General features: G+C 71.7%; 13 protein-coding genes and 1 riboswitch. Of the genes, 2 read left to right on the top strand and 11 right to left on the bottom strand.

Going from position 1 to position 14,767, the window contains the following annotated elements:
• The coding region (locus tag ACFPFQ_RS23805) for an aromatic amino acid lyase (RefSeq protein WP_379622438.1) at positions 1 to 1,027 on the bottom strand (1,027 nt) is incomplete at its 3' end.
• Positions 1,028 to 1,184: 157 nt separating this feature from the next.
• On the opposite strand from ACFPFQ_RS23805, the gene ACFPFQ_RS23800 reads away from it, so the two are divergent.
• Complete coding sequence (locus tag ACFPFQ_RS23800) at positions 1,185 to 1,625, top strand: SRPBCC family protein (protein ID WP_379622436.1); 441 nt, start codon at positions 1,185 to 1,187, stop codon at positions 1,623 to 1,625.
• 242 nt (positions 1,626 to 1,867) lie between these two features.
• Here the strand turns inward: ACFPFQ_RS23800 and ACFPFQ_RS23795 are convergent, their stop codons facing one another.
• Genes ACFPFQ_RS23795 through ACFPFQ_RS23785 form a run of 3 tightly spaced genes read right to left on the bottom strand, consistent with a single transcriptional unit; the run spans position 1,868 to position 3,896 of the window.
• A complete protein-coding gene (locus tag ACFPFQ_RS23795; RefSeq protein WP_379622434.1) occupies positions 1,868 to 2,149 on the bottom strand; it encodes a DUF4873 domain-containing protein in 282 nt (93 codons plus the stop codon).
• A gap of 2 nt (positions 2,150 to 2,151) precedes the next feature.
• Positions 2,152 to 2,988, bottom strand: a complete 837-nt coding sequence (locus ACFPFQ_RS23790; RefSeq protein ID WP_379622432.1) for an SDR family NAD(P)-dependent oxidoreductase — start codon at positions 2,986 to 2,988, stop codon at positions 2,152 to 2,154.
• Between the two features lie 5 nt (positions 2,989 to 2,993).
• Positions 2,994 to 3,896: an AurF N-oxygenase family protein gene (locus ACFPFQ_RS23785; protein WP_379622430.1), complete on the bottom strand. Its 903-nt coding sequence runs from the start codon at positions 3,894 to 3,896 to the stop codon at positions 2,994 to 2,996.
• A gap of 93 nt (positions 3,897 to 3,989) precedes the next feature.
• Here ACFPFQ_RS23785 and ACFPFQ_RS23780 point away from each other — a divergent pair, with 93 nt between their 5' ends.
• The gene (locus tag ACFPFQ_RS23780) at positions 3,990 to 4,610 is read left to right on the top strand and encodes a TetR/AcrR family transcriptional regulator (protein ID WP_379622428.1); all 621 of its coding nucleotides are present in this window, start codon (positions 3,990 to 3,992) and stop codon (positions 4,608 to 4,610) included.
• Here the strand turns inward: ACFPFQ_RS23780 and ACFPFQ_RS23775 are convergent.
• The 7 genes from ACFPFQ_RS23775 to ACFPFQ_RS23745 form a co-directional block, all read right to left on the bottom strand.
• A complete protein-coding gene (locus ACFPFQ_RS23775) occupies positions 4,583 to 6,022 on the bottom strand; it encodes a glycine hydroxymethyltransferase (RefSeq protein WP_379622426.1) in 1,440 nt (479 codons plus the stop codon). The two genes, ACFPFQ_RS23780 and ACFPFQ_RS23775, sit on opposite strands and share 28 nt — an antisense overlap.
• Positions 6,023 to 6,043: 21 nt before the next feature.
• Positions 6,044 to 6,135, bottom strand: a riboswitch (ZMP/ZTP riboswitch).
• Between the two features lie 36 nt (positions 6,136 to 6,171).
• On the bottom strand, positions 6,172 to 6,918 hold the full coding sequence (locus ACFPFQ_RS23770; RefSeq protein ID WP_379622424.1) for an enoyl-CoA hydratase/isomerase family protein: 747 nt from the start codon (positions 6,916 to 6,918) through the stop codon (positions 6,172 to 6,174).
• Complete coding sequence (locus ACFPFQ_RS23765) at positions 6,915 to 8,414, bottom strand: class I adenylate-forming enzyme family protein (RefSeq protein ID WP_379622422.1); 1,500 nt, start codon at positions 8,412 to 8,414, stop codon at positions 6,915 to 6,917. The genes ACFPFQ_RS23770 and ACFPFQ_RS23765 overlap by 4 nt, the downstream gene beginning before the upstream one ends.
• The gene (locus ACFPFQ_RS23760; RefSeq protein WP_379622420.1) at positions 8,411 to 10,378 is read right to left on the bottom strand and encodes a biotin carboxylase N-terminal domain-containing protein; all 1,968 of its coding nucleotides are present in this window, start codon (positions 10,376 to 10,378) and stop codon (positions 8,411 to 8,413) included. Before ACFPFQ_RS23760 ends, ACFPFQ_RS23765 begins: the two co-directional genes overlap by 4 nt.
• A 5-nt stretch (positions 10,379 to 10,383) precedes the next feature.
• A complete protein-coding gene (locus tag ACFPFQ_RS23755) occupies positions 10,384 to 11,982 on the bottom strand; it encodes an acyl-CoA carboxylase subunit beta (RefSeq protein WP_379622418.1) in 1,599 nt (532 codons plus the stop codon).
• On the bottom strand, positions 11,983 to 13,569 hold the full coding sequence (locus ACFPFQ_RS23750) for an AMP-binding protein (protein ID WP_379622416.1): 1,587 nt from the start codon (positions 13,567 to 13,569) through the stop codon (positions 11,983 to 11,985).
• A gap of 8 nt (positions 13,570 to 13,577) precedes the next feature.
• Entirely contained in the window at positions 13,578 to 14,729 is a 1,152-nt protein-coding gene (locus ACFPFQ_RS23745; protein ID WP_379622415.1) for an acyl-CoA dehydrogenase family protein, read from the bottom strand.
• Between the last annotated feature and the right edge of the window lie 38 nt (positions 14,730 to 14,767).

The following is a 14,767-nucleotide window of genomic DNA, read 5'->3' as shown; positions in this document are numbered from 1 at the left end:
CGACCGGGGCACCGTGGAAGTTGCCGTTGCTCTCCACCCGCCCGTCGAGCGTGACCACCGGGTTGTCGATCGCCGCGGCCAACTCCCGGTCGGCGACGGTCTCGGCGTACCCGAGCGTGTCGCGGGCGGCGCCGTGCACCTGCGGCGCGCAGCGCAGCGAGTAGGCGTCCTGCACGCGGGTGCAGTCGGGGGTGCGGTGGCTGGCCATGATCGCGGAGCCGGTGAGCAGCGCGCGCAGGTTGGCGGCGCTGTCGGCCTGCCCCGGGTGCGGGCGCAGCGCGGCGAGATCGGCGGCGAACGGCGCATCGGTGCCCAGCAGCGCCTCGACGCTCATGGCGGCGGTCAGGTCGGCGGTGACCAGCAGGCGGCGCAGGTCGTGGCAGGCGAGCACGAGCATGCCGAGCATGCCGTCGGTGCCGTTGATCAGCGCGAGGCCCTCCTTCTCGCGCAGCGACACCGGCGCGATGCGGGCGGCGGCCAGCGCGGCGGCGGCGGGGAGCAGCACGCCGTCGGCGTCGCGGACCTCACCCTCCCCCATCAGCGCGAGCGCGCAGTGCGCGAGCGGTGCGAGGTCGCCCGAGCAGCCCAGCGAGCCGTACTCGCGCACCACCGGCGTGATCCCGGCGGCGACGAGCGCGGCGTAGGTGCTCGCCGTCTCCAGCCGGACGCCGGTGCGGCCCGTCGCCAGGGTCGAGAGGCGCAGCAGCATCAGGGCGCGCACGACCTCGCGCTCCACCTCCGGCCCGGAGCAGGCTGCGTGGGAGCGGACGAGGCTGCGCTGCAGGTCGGCGCGGCGCTCGACCGGGATGTGGCGGGTGGCCAGTGCCCCGAACCCGGTCGAGACGCCGTAGTGGGGCACCACGTCGTCGGCCAGCGCCTCGATCACCGCGCGCGAGCGGCTGATCTCCCGCTGCGATTCCGGCGCCAGCACCGGCGCCGCGCCGCCACGTGCGACAGCGACGACGTCGGCGCGGCACAGCGGTCCGGTTCCGACCGTGACGGTGGTGGCGACGGTGGTTGTGGGCACACCGACACAGAACACCCCGGACCGCTGTCGGCACCATCCCGGCGCGCCCATCTGCGTCCGGTATCCCGGACAGTTGTGCTCGGACGAGTGATCAGCGGTCCGTCCGTCATCCGGCGCTCGAGTCGCGGGCGACGCCCGATGGCCTCAGACTGTGTCCATGGTCGACGTCTCCCGCACCCTCACCGTCCGCGCACCGCTACCCGCCGTCGTCGACTACCTCAAGGACTTCGCCCACGCCGAGTCGTGGGATCCCGGCACGGTCACGTGCGTGCCGGTCGCCGCCGGCCCGATCGACATCGGCAGCGAGTGGCGCAACGTCTCGGTGTTCCGCGGCAAGGAGACGACGCTGGTCTACCGCCTGGAGAAGGCCGAACCCCAGCAGCTGGTCTTCGTCGGCAACAACAAGACGGCCACCTCCACCGACACGATCTCGTTCGTCCCGGTCGAGGGCGGCACCACGATCACCTACCACGCCCACGTCGTCTTCCACGGCCTCGCCCGGCTCGTCGACCCGTTCATGAAGAAGGAGTTCGACCGGCTCGGCGACGAGCTGATCGACACCATGACCGCGGCGGTGGAGGCACAGGCCCGGGCGTAGGGCGCGCGTTGCGGGAAGGCCCACCGCGCCAACCCATCGGCCACCGCGCCAACGTCCCAACATCGGCGCCGAGGCCAAACCGTTGGCGCCGTCACCTGCGGGGGGCACCGCTCGCCCCCGCCACGCGGCGGGTTGGTCGGGGTGCAGCGAGCGGCGGGCGATGGCAGGAAAGCCACTTTGCCGCAACGTCGTTGCGGGAAAGTGGCTTTCCTGCAACGGGGACCGGCGACCCGGCACCGCCGTCAGCGTTCCGTGAACGGCGGTGTGCTCAGCCCGCCGATGCGGAACCGCTGCCAGAGGTCGGGGTCCGTGAGCTCCGCGGGCTGCTCCCCCTCCGGCGTGCGCAGCACCACGCTCGCCCGGTTGCCGGTGACGAGCCCGGCCAGCTCCGCGTTCGTCGCGACCCGGCCGTACCAGTGGTAGAACCCATCGATCGGCTCGAAGTGGCCGCGGAGCACGACCGCCACGGCCACCTCGCGCTCGGCGATGAGCACGGTGGCGGGACCGCTGTACCCCGGCTCCACCGCTACAGCCCGAGGTCGATGCCGAACCGCTTCGCGATACCTGCGCCGCTGGTCAGGATCCGCTGGTAGCCGGGCCCGAGGATGCGCGGCAGCGCGTCGATGACGTGGGCGTCGGCGCCGATGAGGATGCGGGGCCGGTTGCGCTCGACGCCGCGGATGATCGTGCGGGCCGCCTCCGGCGGGGTGGTGCGGGCGATCTTCAGGAACTCCGAGTCGCGCTCGGCCGCGTTCATGTGCTGGGCACGGGCGTCGCGGGCGATGTTGGTGCGGATACCGCCCGGGTGCACGCAGCTGACGCCGACGCGGCGCTTCTCGATCAGCATCTCCTGCCGCAGCGCCTCGGTGAAGCCGCGCACGGCGAACTTCGTGGCGTTGTAGGCGCTCTGCGTCGGCACGCCGATCAGGCCGAAGACGCTGGAGATGTTGACCAGGTGCCCGTCACCGGACGCGATGAGGTGCGGCAGGAACGCCTTCGTGCCGTGCACGACGCCCCAGAAGTTGATGCCGACGATCCAGTCCAGGTCGTCCCAGGTGGTGTCGGCGACGCTGGCCATCACGGCCACACCGGCGTTGTTGACCACGAGGTTGACGCGGCCGAAGTCGCTGACCACCTCGTCGGCGTGGGCCAGCATCGCGGCGCGGTCGGACACGTCGAGGTGGTAGTCGCGGGCCGTGGCGCCGAGCTTCTCGCAGCGCGCGACGGTGTCGCCCACGCCGACCGCGTCGACGTCGGAGAGTGCCAGCCGGGCACCGCGCCCGGCCAGCTCGATCGCCAGCGCCCGGCCGATGCCCGAGCCGGCGCCGGTGATCACGACAACCCTGTCGGAGAAGTCCTTCATGGAGGTCAGGCCGCCGATCCGAGGAGGTGTGAACGTCGCCAGAGCGCTGTGGTGAGCCTGCCGTGGATCATCCCGGAGTCGCGGAGGAACTCGACGATCCGTTCACCCATCCAGTGCAGGGTCTCCTGGTGGTGCGGGTTGGCCCGGGCCGCGGCGCGGGCGGCCTTCGGGTCGAGCCCGACGGCCGCGTAGGCCCTCGGGTTGATGAGGATCCCGACGAGCGCGGGTGCGGCGGCCCCCAGCGCCACCCGGTTGACGGCCAGCGCGACGGCGCCCAGTCGCGGCACCATCCGCAGCACCTCGGCGCGGGCGAAGGAGATGTGGCGCGCTTCCTCGAGCACGTGGATCCGGTTCACCATCCGGATCATCGGCTGCACGCTCTCGTCGGCGAGGCTCTCGCGCTGCAACCGGTCCAGCAGCTCCTCCACCAGCAGCGTGCCGCCGTAGGTGGCCGGGCCGATGGGCAGGATCGCGGCGAGGTCGGTGAGCCTGCGCAACCACCGCGGCACCCGGAACGCCTCGACGCCGGAGTGCCTGATCGCCATGCCGAACATCGTGGAGTGGCGACACTCGTCGGCCACCTCGGTGAGCGCGTACTGCGCGTGGCTGCTCGTCGGGTCGCGCAGCGTGGCGACCTTGAGCAGCAGGTGCATCAGCGCGACCTCGGCGTAGATGCCGAAGCTGGTGATCGAGAGGATCTCCTGCTTACCCAGCTCGCGGCGCTGCTCGGGCGAGAGCCGCTCCCACAGCGGCGTGCCGTAGAGCGAGACGCGGTGCTCGGGCAGGAAGTACTTGTCGGGCAACGCCGGTTCCGACCAGTCGATGTCGACGTCGGGGTCGTAGGAGCGGGCGGCGGAGGACTTCAGGAGCCTGGCTGCTGTCCTGTCGCGAGCCGACGTCGTCGTCATGGGCCCTCCCCTTCGACCGACCGGAGTAGCTACGATGCAACAACTTTGCTCTATTGTTGCATCGGATGGCAAGTGCCGGCCGAAGGGGAACCCGTGGAATCACCGGTCTTCACGATCCAGGGCCTGCCCCCGGTGCCGCCGCCGGCGCTGGACCCCTACCTCGACGCGGCGTCGCGCTGCTTCGCCCGCTACGGCATCCGCCGCACGTCGGTGCAGGATGTGGCGCAGGAGCTGGGCGTCAACCGCACCACCGTCTACCGGCAGGTCGGCACCATCGAGCAGCTCTCGATGCTGCTGACGGTGCGCGACGGCAGCCGGGTGATCAACTCGCTCCCCGAGCGGATCAGCTGGCCGATCGGGCCGCGGTCGGTGATCGAGCTGATCGCCGCGGTGGTGGCGGAGGCCAGGGCGCACCCGGTGCTGGCGAAGATCCTCGCCGACGAGCGCGACGTCATCGGCGCGTTCTTCGCCAGCGACAGCCTGCGGTTCACCGAGCAGGCCACCACGGCCATCGTGCCGCTCGTCGCGCTGGCGATGAGCGCCGGCAACATCGCCCGGCGGGACCCGGTGATCCTCACCCAGTGGCTCGTGCGGATCACGCTGTCACTGGTGCTCACCGACCCGCCGGGCGATGTCGCGGAGTTCCTGGCCGAGCTGCTGCTGCCGGCCCTGACACCCGTGGGCGGTCAGCCCCCGAGCGTGACCTCGGGGTAGAGCGGGAAGCCCGCCAGCAGGCCGGTCGCCTGCTCGGCGACCTTCGCCGCCACCGACGCGTCGAGCTCGTAGGTGGCCTTGGACGCCTTGCCCGCCGCGTCGCTGCGCGGGGTGGTGTGGGTGAACACCGTGGTGATGAGCTCGGCGATCTCGTCCATCTCGGACACCCCCAGCCCGCGGGTGGTGAGTGCCGGGGTGCCGATGCGCACGCCGGAGGTGTACCAGGCGCCGTTGGGGTCCTGCGGCACCGAGTTGCGGTTGGTGACGATCCCGGAGTCCAGCAGCGCCGACTCGGCCTGGCGGCCGGTGAGACCGTGCGCAGAGACGTCGATGAGGACGAGGTGGTTGTCGGTGCCGCCGGTGACGAGCCGGGCGCCGCGGCGCAGGAGGCCCTCGGCCAGCGCGACGGCGTTGTCGACGACGCGCTGGGCGTAGTCCTGGAACTCGGCGGTGCGCGCCTCGGCGAGCGCAACGGCCTTGGCGGCCATCACGTGCGGCAGCGGGCCGCCGAGCACCATCGGGCAGCCGCGGTCGACGTGCTCGGCGAGCTCGTCGGTGCACAGCACCATGCCGCCGCGGGGGCCGCGCAGCGTCTTGTGCGTGGTGGTGGTGACGACGTGGGCGTGGGCGACCGGGTCGAAGTCACCGGTGAGCACCTTGCCCGCCACGAGCCCCGCGAAGTGGGCCATGTCCACCATCAGCGTGGCGCCGACCTCGTCGGCGATCTCGCGCATGAGCGCGAAGTTGACCCGCCGCGGGTAGGCCGAGTAGCCGCCGACGAGGATCAGCGGCCGGAACTCGCGGGCGGTCTCGCGCAGCGCGTCGTAGTCGAGCAGGCCGGTGGCCGGGTCGGTGCCGTAGCTGCGCTGGTGGAACATCTTGCCGGAGATGTTGGGGCGGAAGCCGTGGGTGAGGTGCCCGCCCGCGTCCAGTGACATGCCGAGCATCCGCTGGTTGCCCAGCTCGCGGCGCAGCGTCTCCCAGTCCTGCTCGGTGAGGTCGTTGACGTGGCGGGCCTGGGCGGCCGCCAGCGCCGGGGCCTCCACCCGCTGGGCGAGGATCGCCCAGAACGCGACGAGGTTGGCGTCGATGCCCGAGTGCGGCTGGACGTAGGCGTGGTCGGCGCCGAAGAGCTCGCGGGCGTGCTCGGCCGCGATGGCCTCGACCGTGTCCACCTGCTGGCAGCCGGCGTAGAAGCGGCGACCGACGGTGCCCTCGGCGTACTTGTCCGACAGCCAGTTGCCCATCGCCAGCAGCGTGGCGGGCGAGGCGTAGTTCTCGCTCGCGATCAGCTTGAGCGACTCGCGCTGCGCGCTCAGCTCGTCGGCGATGGCCTGCGCGATGCGCGGCTCGACGGCGCGCACGACGTCCAGGCTGGCGTTGAACGCCGCCGATGCGGAAGGTGCGGACATGGCTGTGGCCTCCTCGAACTCAGGGAAGGCCCAGGCGCACGGCAACGGGTCGTGGTGACCGGGCCGGTCCCCGATGGTGATCCATCTCTTGCACGCCAGTAACGGCCCGGCCAAATGCTAGCGCAACGCCCGACCCGCTCTCCCCCGCGCTACCGGCCCTGCCAGACCGGGCGCCGCTTCTCCCGGAACGCCGTCGGGCCCTCCTGCGCATCGGCCGACAGGTACACCGGTTCCCAGATCTCCTCGGCCCGGTCCCACACCACGGGGGCCGAGAGGTAGGCGGTGCGCTTCGCCGCCCGCACCGACAGCGGCGCGTTGGCCGCGATCCGCTCGGCGAGTGCCTGCGTGTGGTCATGCAGGTCGGCCAGGTGCACGACGTGGTTGACCAGGCCGTGCGCGAGCGCGCGTTCGGCGGTGAGCGGGTCGCCGGTCAGCAGGATCTCCATGGCGACACGCGGCGGCACCAGCCACGACAACGGCGCCGCCCACGGCGAGCCGCGACCCACCTTCACCTCGGACACGGCGAACGTCGCGTGATCGGCGGCGACCACGAGGTCGCACTGCTGCGCCAGCAGGAAACCGCCCGCGAACGCCACCCCGTTGACCGCAGCGATCGTCGGCTTGGGCACGTCGACGTTGCGGCCGAACTGGGGCAGGAAGTCCGGCGGCGGCACCTGCAGCGCCGACGCCGCCATCTCCTTGAGGTCCCCGCCCGCGCAGAACGCCTTCTCCCCCGTGCCGGTCAGCACCAGCACGGCGGCGGAGTCGTCGGCGTTGAACGTCCGGATGCCGTCCCAGAGCCCGTCGCGCACGGCCTTGCTCAGCGCGTTGCGCGCCTCGGGCCGGTCGATGGTCAGCCAGGCCACCCCGTTGTCGACCTTGTACACCACGCTCATGGGAACTGCTTCCGCAGCTCGGGCCGGTTGAGCTTGCCGCTGCCCGTGCGCGGCAGCGCGTCGACGATCTCGATGCGCCGCGGCCGGTGCATGCCCCGCAGGTTCGGGTCGCCCGCGCAGTAGGCGGCGATGTCCTCGACGGTGACACCCGCGCGGTTGGGCACGACCACCGCCGTGACCTGCTCCACCCAGCGCTCGTGCGCCGTGCCGATCACGGCCACCTCGGCGAGGTCGGGACAGTTGGCGAGGTGCTCCTCCACCATCTGCGGGAAGATGTTCTCCCCACCGGAGACGATCATGTCGTCGATCCGGTCGACGTAGTAGAGGTAGCCGTCGGCGTCGCGCGACATCAGGTCGCCGGTGCGGAACCAGCCGTCCACGCGCTTCTCGGCCAGATCCAGGTTCCAGTACCCCGGGCTCACCGCGTCGCCGCGCACCCACAGCTCGCCGACGTCGTCGGAGCCCGGCTCGAGGTCGGCACCGCCGGTGGGCGGCACCAGCCGGGTCTGCACGACCTGCTCGAGCGGCTTGCCCATCGAGTCGGGACGGCGCGTGTCGTCGGGTGCGTAGGACACGACCAGCCCGCTCTGCTCGGTCTGCCCGTAGATCTCGATGCCCTGGATGCCGGTGCCGGCCGCCAGCCGCTGGATCGACGCCGTGGGCGTGCGGGAGCCGCCGAACATGCAGACGCGGAACGAGTCGAGCACCACCGGCGAGCCGACGGTGCGGTTCCCGACGTCGATCATCATCGTGGAGATCAGGCCGCCGTAGGTGGGCCGCAGCCGCTGCACGAGGTCGAGCCACACGAGCGGGTCCCACTTGGCCATGAACGTGATCTGCCCGCCGCGCAGCAGCATCGTCAGGCTCGCCAGCTGCAGGCCGCCGACGTGGAACAGCGGCATGCAGTTGAGCACGTGGTCGTCGCCGGTGAGCTCGTAGAGGTCGATCGCGGCGTCGCAGTGCGCGACGGTGTTGCGGTGGGTCTGGCGCACGCCCTTGGGCACGCCGGTCGAACCCGACGTGTACATGATCAGCGCATCGTCACCGTCGCGGCGGGGGACGACGTGGTGCACCGGCGCGTGCTCGGCGACGGCCGCCGCGAACCCGCCGCCGTCGCCGGTGGTGAGCAGCACCGGAGCGCGATCGCCCAGCAGGGCCTTGAGCCGGTCGACGTCGCCGGGCAGCACCACCAGGTGGGTGGCGCCGGAGTCGGTGATCGCGTGGGCGAGCGCGGCCTCGGGGAACATGTAGTTCAGCGGCACCCCGACGCCGCCTGCCTGCCAGGTGCCGAACATCCCGATGAGGTACTCGAGCGTGTTGGGCAGGAAGAAGCCGACGCGGTCACCCGGCGCCAGCCCCTCGGCGAGCAGGTAGCCGGCGAAGCGGGCCGCCTTGTCGGCGAAGTGCGCGTAGCCGATCTCGGTGTCGTCCAGGCGCAGCGCCACCTGGCCGGCGTGATCGGCGGCGGAGCGCCGCAACAGCGTCGCGATGTTCATGACGTCTCCTCCGGGTCGGCTACGACCGCGAGCACCTGACCGGTGACCACCTGGTCCCCGGGACGGACGTGCACCTCGACCACCTGCCCGGCCACCGGTGCCGCGACAGTGTGTTCCATCTTCATCGCTTCGAGAACCACCAGCGGCTGCCCGGCCGTGACGGTGGCACCCGCCTCGGCCAGCACCCGCACCACCCCACCGGGCATCGGCGCGAGCAGCGAGCCGGCGTGCGCGGTGGCGTTGGGGTCGGCGAAGCGCGGCACCTCGGCCAGCGCCACGCTGCCCTCGGGCCCGTCCACGTAGGCGACCCCGTCGACGGTGTGCACGCCGTAGCGGCGCCGGACCCCGTCGATCTCCAGCACCACGGAGTCGGCGGCCGCCGACACCAGCGTGACGGTGGCGCCGAGCGGCTCGCCGTCCACGGTGGCCTCGATACCGGAGCGTCCGATCCGGTAGCCGACGTCGATCTGCTGCTCGCCCACCAGGTAGCTGACCCGTTGCGGTGCAGAACGGACGTTGCGCCACCCCGACGGCATCTCCGGGAGCACCCGCGCACCGCTGCGGTGCACGCTCTGCCGCGCCAGCGCCGCGGCCAGCGCGTGCGGTGCGGCATCGACCCCGGCCCCGAGCTGCGCCGGATCGTGCCTGGTCAGGTAGCCGGTGTCGGTGCCGCCCGCGAGGAACTCCGGCTCGCGCAGGATCCCGACCAGCAGATCACGGTTGGTGGTGACGCCGTGCAGCTGCGCCCGCTGCAGCGCCCGCGCCAGCGCGCGGGCCGCGTCGGCGCGCGTGGCACCGTGGGCGATGACCTTGGCGAGCATCGGGTCGTAGTGCGTGCCGACCACCGAACCGTCGACGACCCCGGAGTCGACGCGCACCCCGTCGGGCACGCGGAAGCGGTGCAGCGTGCCGGTGGCCGGCAGGAACCCGGCCGCCACGTCCTCGGCGTAGAGGCGCACCTCGATGGCGTGGCCGGTGATGCGGGCGCCGGTGACCGACGCCGGAAGCGGTTCGCCCTCGGCCACCCGCAACTGCAGCTCCACCAGGTCCAGCCCGGTGATCAGCTCGGTGACGGGGTGCTCCACCTGCAGGCGCGTGTTGACCTCCAGGAAGTGGAAGGCGCCCTTGGCATCCATCACGAACTCCACGGTGCCCGCACCGGCGTAGCCGATCGCCTTGCCCGCCGCGACGGCCGCCGCCCCCAGCTCCGCCCGCAGCGCCTCGTCGACCGCCGGGGACGGGGCCTCCTCCACGATCTTCTGGTAGCGCCGCTGGATCGAGCACTCCCGCTCGAACAGGTGCACCACGGTGCCGTGGTTGTCGCCCAGTATCTGCACCTCGACGTGGCGCGGGTCGACCACGAACCGCTCCAGGAACACCGTGCCGTCGCCGAACGCGGACGCGGCCTCGCGGCGCGCCCCGTCGACGGCGTCGGCGAGCTCGCCGGGGGCGTGGACCACACGCATGCCGCGACCGCCGCCGCCGAACGCGGCCTTGACCAGCACCGGGAACCCGATGTCGGCGGCCACGGCGGCGAGGTCGGTGTCGGGCGTGACCGTGGCGCCGGGCAGCACCGGCACCCCGGCGGCCTCCATGAGCGCCTTGGCCTCCAGCTTCGAGCCCATCGAGGCGATGGCCTCGGGTGAGGGTCCGACGAACGTCAGCCCGGCCGTGGCGCAGTCGCGCGCGAACCCGGCGTTCTCCGACAGGAACCCGTAGCCCGGGTGCACCGCGTCCGCACCGGTGGCCTGCGCGGCGGCGATGACGAGGTCGCCCCGCAGGTAGGTGTCCGACGGCGCCGATCCCGGCAGCCGCACGGCCTCGTCGGCGAACGCGACGAACGGCGCGTCGGCATCGGGGTCGGAGAACACGGCCACGGTCGCGATGCCGAGCGCGTGCGCTGTGCGCATGACCCGCAGCGCGATCTCGCCGCGGTTGGCGATGAGGAGTTTCTGGAGAGGCATGCGGCTCACATCCGGAAGACGCCGAAGCCGCGACGGCCGGCGACGGTGGTCGAGTGGACGGCCGAGAGCGACATCCCCAGCACGCTGCGGGTGTCGCGGGGGTCGATGAGCCCGTCGTCGTAGAGCCGGGCGGTGACGAAGAACGCGTGCGACTCCGCCTCGATCTGGGCCTCGATGGTGGCGGTGCGCTGCGCGTCGGCGGCCTCGTCGAACGGCTTGCCCTGCGAGGACGCCGAGGCCCGCCCGACGATCGACATCACGCCGGCGAGCTGGGCGGCGCCCATCACCGCCAGCTTCGCTCCCGGCCAGGCGAACATCAGCCGCGGATCGTAGGCCCGCCCCGACATCCCGTAGTTGCCGGCACCGAACGAGCTGGCCATGTTGATCGTCAGGTGCGGCACGGCGCTGTTGGTGACCGAGTTGATCATCTTGGCACCGTCCTTGATGATGCCGCCCTGCTCGTAGTCGGTGCCGACCATGTAGCCGGTGGTGTTCTGCAGGAAGACCAGCGGGGTGTCGGTCTGGTTGGCCAGCAGGATGAACTCCGAGGCCTTCTTCGCCTCCTCGCTGAACAGGACGCCGCGATGGTTGGCGAGCACCCCCACCGGATAGCCGTGGATCGAGGCCCAGCCCGTGACCAGCGAGGTGCCGTAGAGCGGCTTGTACTCGTCGAAGTCCGAGTCGTCGACGGTGCGCGCGAGGATCTCGCGCGGGTCGAAGGGCACCTTGATGTCGCTGGAGACGATGCCGAGGATCTCGTCTGGGTCGTACCGCGGCGGCGCCGGGTTCAGCGCGGGCGCGGGCCCGAGCTTGCGCCAGTTGATCCGCGACATGATCTCGCGACCCAGCCGGATGGCGTCGTGCTCGTCGACGGCGAAGTAGTCCGACAGACCCGAGACCCTGCTGTGCATCTCGGCGCCACCGAGCGACTCGTCGTCGGCGTCCTCGCCGGTGGCCATCTTCACCAGCGGCGGGCCGCCGAGGAAGACCTTGGCCTGCCGGTCGACGAGCACCGAGTAGTCGCACATCCCGGGCACGTAGGCCCCGCCCGCGGTGGAGTTGCCGAACACCAGCGCGACGGTCGGGATGGCCATCGACGACAGCTCGGTGAGCTCGTGGAAGATCCGCCCGGCCGGCACGAACAGGTCGGCCTGGGTGGGCAGGTCGGCGCCGCCGGACTCCACGAGGTTGATCACGGGCAGCCGGTTGAGCCGGGCGATCTCCAGCGCTCGCAACGTCTTCTTCAGCGAGAACGGGTTCATCGCGCCGCCGCGCACGGTCGGGTCGTGCGCGATGATCACGCACTCGACGCCGGAGACCACCCCGATGCCGGTGATCTCGCTGGCGCCCACCGTGAACTCCGTGCCCCACGCCGCGAGCGCCGAGAGCTCCAGGAACGGTGCATCCGGATCGAGCAGCAGCTCGATGCGTTCGCGGGCGGGCAGCTTGCCGCGGTCGCGGTGGCGCTGCTGGTAGCGCGGGCCGCCGCCGTCGATCGCGAGGCGCAGCTGCTCGTCGAGCTGGTCGAGCACCGCGAGCTGGGCCGTGCGGTTGGCGACGAACTCCGCTGCGGAGGTGTCGATCGCTGATCTCAGTACCGGCATTCACGAACTCCCGTAGTGCGTCGCGTGGGCATCCCTGACCACGTTCTTCTGGATCTTGCCGGTGGACGTCCTGGGCAGCTCGTCGACCACGATCACCGCCTTCGGCACCTTGTAGCCATCGAGCCGCTGCTTCACCGCGGCGAGCAGCTCCACCTCGTCGATCCGCTCCCCCGCCTTCGGCACGACCACGGCTGTGATCGCCTCGCTCCAGCGCTCGTGCGGCAGTCCCACCACCACGACCTCGGCGACGCGAGCGTCGGCCGCGTAGACGGCCTTCTCGACCTCGATCGACGCCACGTTCTCGCCGCCGGTCTTGATCACGTCCTTGTAGCGGTCGGCGAACCACAGCACGCCGTCGTCGTCGAAGCGCCCGACGTCGCCGGAGTGGAACCAGCCGTGCGCGAACGCGGCTGCGGTGGCCTCGGGGTTGCGCAGGTACCCGTTCATCGTCGACGGGCCACGGTAGACGATCTCGCCCTGCTCGCCCGCGGGCAGCAGCGCGCCGTCGGCGTCCATGATCGCGACCTGGACGCCGGTGATCGGGGTGCCCACCGCGCCGATGTGGGTGAGCTGGTGCTCGGGCCGGAACAGCGTGGTGACGGGGCTCATCTCGGTCTGACCGAACAGCAGCGCGAAGTCGCAGCCGAACCCGTCGAGGCAGGCGCGGATCAGCGCGTCGGGCATCGGGGCCATCGCGTAGACGGCCCGCTTCAACGACGACAGGTCGCGGCCGGCGAACGACGGGTGCTCCAGCGCGGCCCGGAACATCATCGGGAGCCCGAACACCTGCGTGATCCGCTCGCGTTCGATCGTGTCGAGGAATGCGGCCGGGTCGAAGCCGCGGGAGACGTGCAGGGTGGCACCGACCAGCACCGCCGGGGTGCAGAACGCGTTGAGCTGGGCGGTGTGGAACATCGGCATCATCGCGATGAAGCGGTCCTCGGCGTTCCAGCCCGACTCCAGCGCACCCGACATCGATCCCATGTAGATGGCCTTGTGGCTGCCGACCACGCCCTTGGGGAACGACGTGGTGCCCGAGGTGTAGAGGTAGCTCAGCCCGTCGGCGTCCTCGACCACCACCTGCGGCTCGGACGCGTCGTCGGCGAGCAGCGCGTCGAGCGTCGACCAGTGCCGGTCGGCGGGCTCGACGGTGTAGGCCGCCCCGGTGCCAGGCGCGACGATCACGTCGGCCACGTCGGAGACCTTCGCGATGCCCTCGCGCATCGCGTCGACGAGCTGGCTCTCCACCACGATCCCGCGCGCCTGCGAGTGGCCCAGCACGTAGGCCACCTCGTCGGGGCGCCAGCCGAGGTTCATCGGCACGCAGACGACGCCGAGCTTGGCGCACGCGAAGTAGACGGCCAGGAACTCGGCGCTGTTGGCCGACGCGAGGCCCAGCGCGTCGCCCCGGACGTAGCCGCGACCGGTGAGGCCGTGCGCGAGCCGGTTGACCCACGCGTTGAACTCCGCGTAGGTCCACCGGCGGTCGCCGTCGACGACCGCGAGCCGGATGGGACGCAGCGCGGCCGTGCGCGTCAGCATGTCGCCGACGTTGATCCGCTGGATCAGGTTCTCGGTGAGGTCCATCGGGGCTCCTAGTAGGACCGGGGCAGGCCCAGGCTGTGCTGGGCGACGAAGTTGAGGATCATCTCGCGGTTCACCGGCGCGATGCGCAGCAGCCGCGCCAGTCCCCAGTACGGCAGCAGCCCGAACTCGCTGGCGACGCCGTTGCCGCCGTGGGTCTGGATGGCGGCGTCGATCGCGGCGAGCGCCGCCTCGGCTGCCGCGTACTTCGCCATGTTGGACGCCTCGCCCGCCGGCAGGCCGCGGTCGTGCAGCCAGGCGGCCTTGTGCGTCATGAGCGCAGCCAGCTCGGTTTCGATCTTGGCCTTCGCCAACGGGTGCGACACGCCCTGGTGCGCGCCGATCGGAGCGCTCCAGACCTGCCGGTCCTTCGCGTAGCGCGACGCCCGGTCCAGCGCGTAGCGGGCGATGCCCACACACAGTGCCGCGCCGGTGATCCGCTCCGGGTTGAGGCCGTGGAAGACCTGCCGGAACCCGGCGCCCTCCTCGCCGACCAGCGCCGACGCGGGCACGCGCACCTCGTCGAAGCGCAGCGTGTGCTGCTTCTCCGGCAGCATCACGTCGACGGGCAACGGGATCTTCTGCATCCCCGGTGCGTCGGTGGGCACCAGGAACAGCGACAGCTTCGCGGCCCCCTGCTCGCCGCGGCCCGTCCGTGCCACCAGCAGCAGCGCCTCGGCCTCGTCGACGCCGGAGATGTAGTACTTCTCGCCGCTGATCACCCACTCGTCGCCGGATCGGACGGCCGTGGTGGCGAGCTGGTGGGTGTTGGAACCCGCGTTCGGCTCGGTGATCGCGAAGACCACCCGGGTGCGCCCGCTCGCGAGGCCCGGCAGCCACTCCTTGCGCTGCTCCTCGGAGCCGAACTCGGCGATGACCTCCGCCGAGATGGCCGCCGACACGAGCAGCAGCAGGATCGGCGTGCCCTGGGCCGCGATCTCCTCGCACACGATCGTCAGATCGGCGAGGCCACCACCGCCGCCGCCGTACTCCTCGGGGATGTTGACGCCGATGAACCCGGCATCGCCCAGCGCGGTCCACAGCTCGTGGCAGGGCTCGCCCGCTCGGGCGTGCTCCGCGTAGTACTCACCGCCGAAGCCCGCCGCGATCGAGCCCACCGCGGACCGCAGGTCGCGATGCTCGTCACTGTCGAGGAAGTCCACACTGGCTCCAAAGTGATTCGCCGTTCACTGGTGACGAC

This window comes from Pseudonocardia sp. GCM10023141, assembly GCF_042653605.1.
This window is presented reverse-complemented; position numbering and strand designations above follow the sequence as displayed.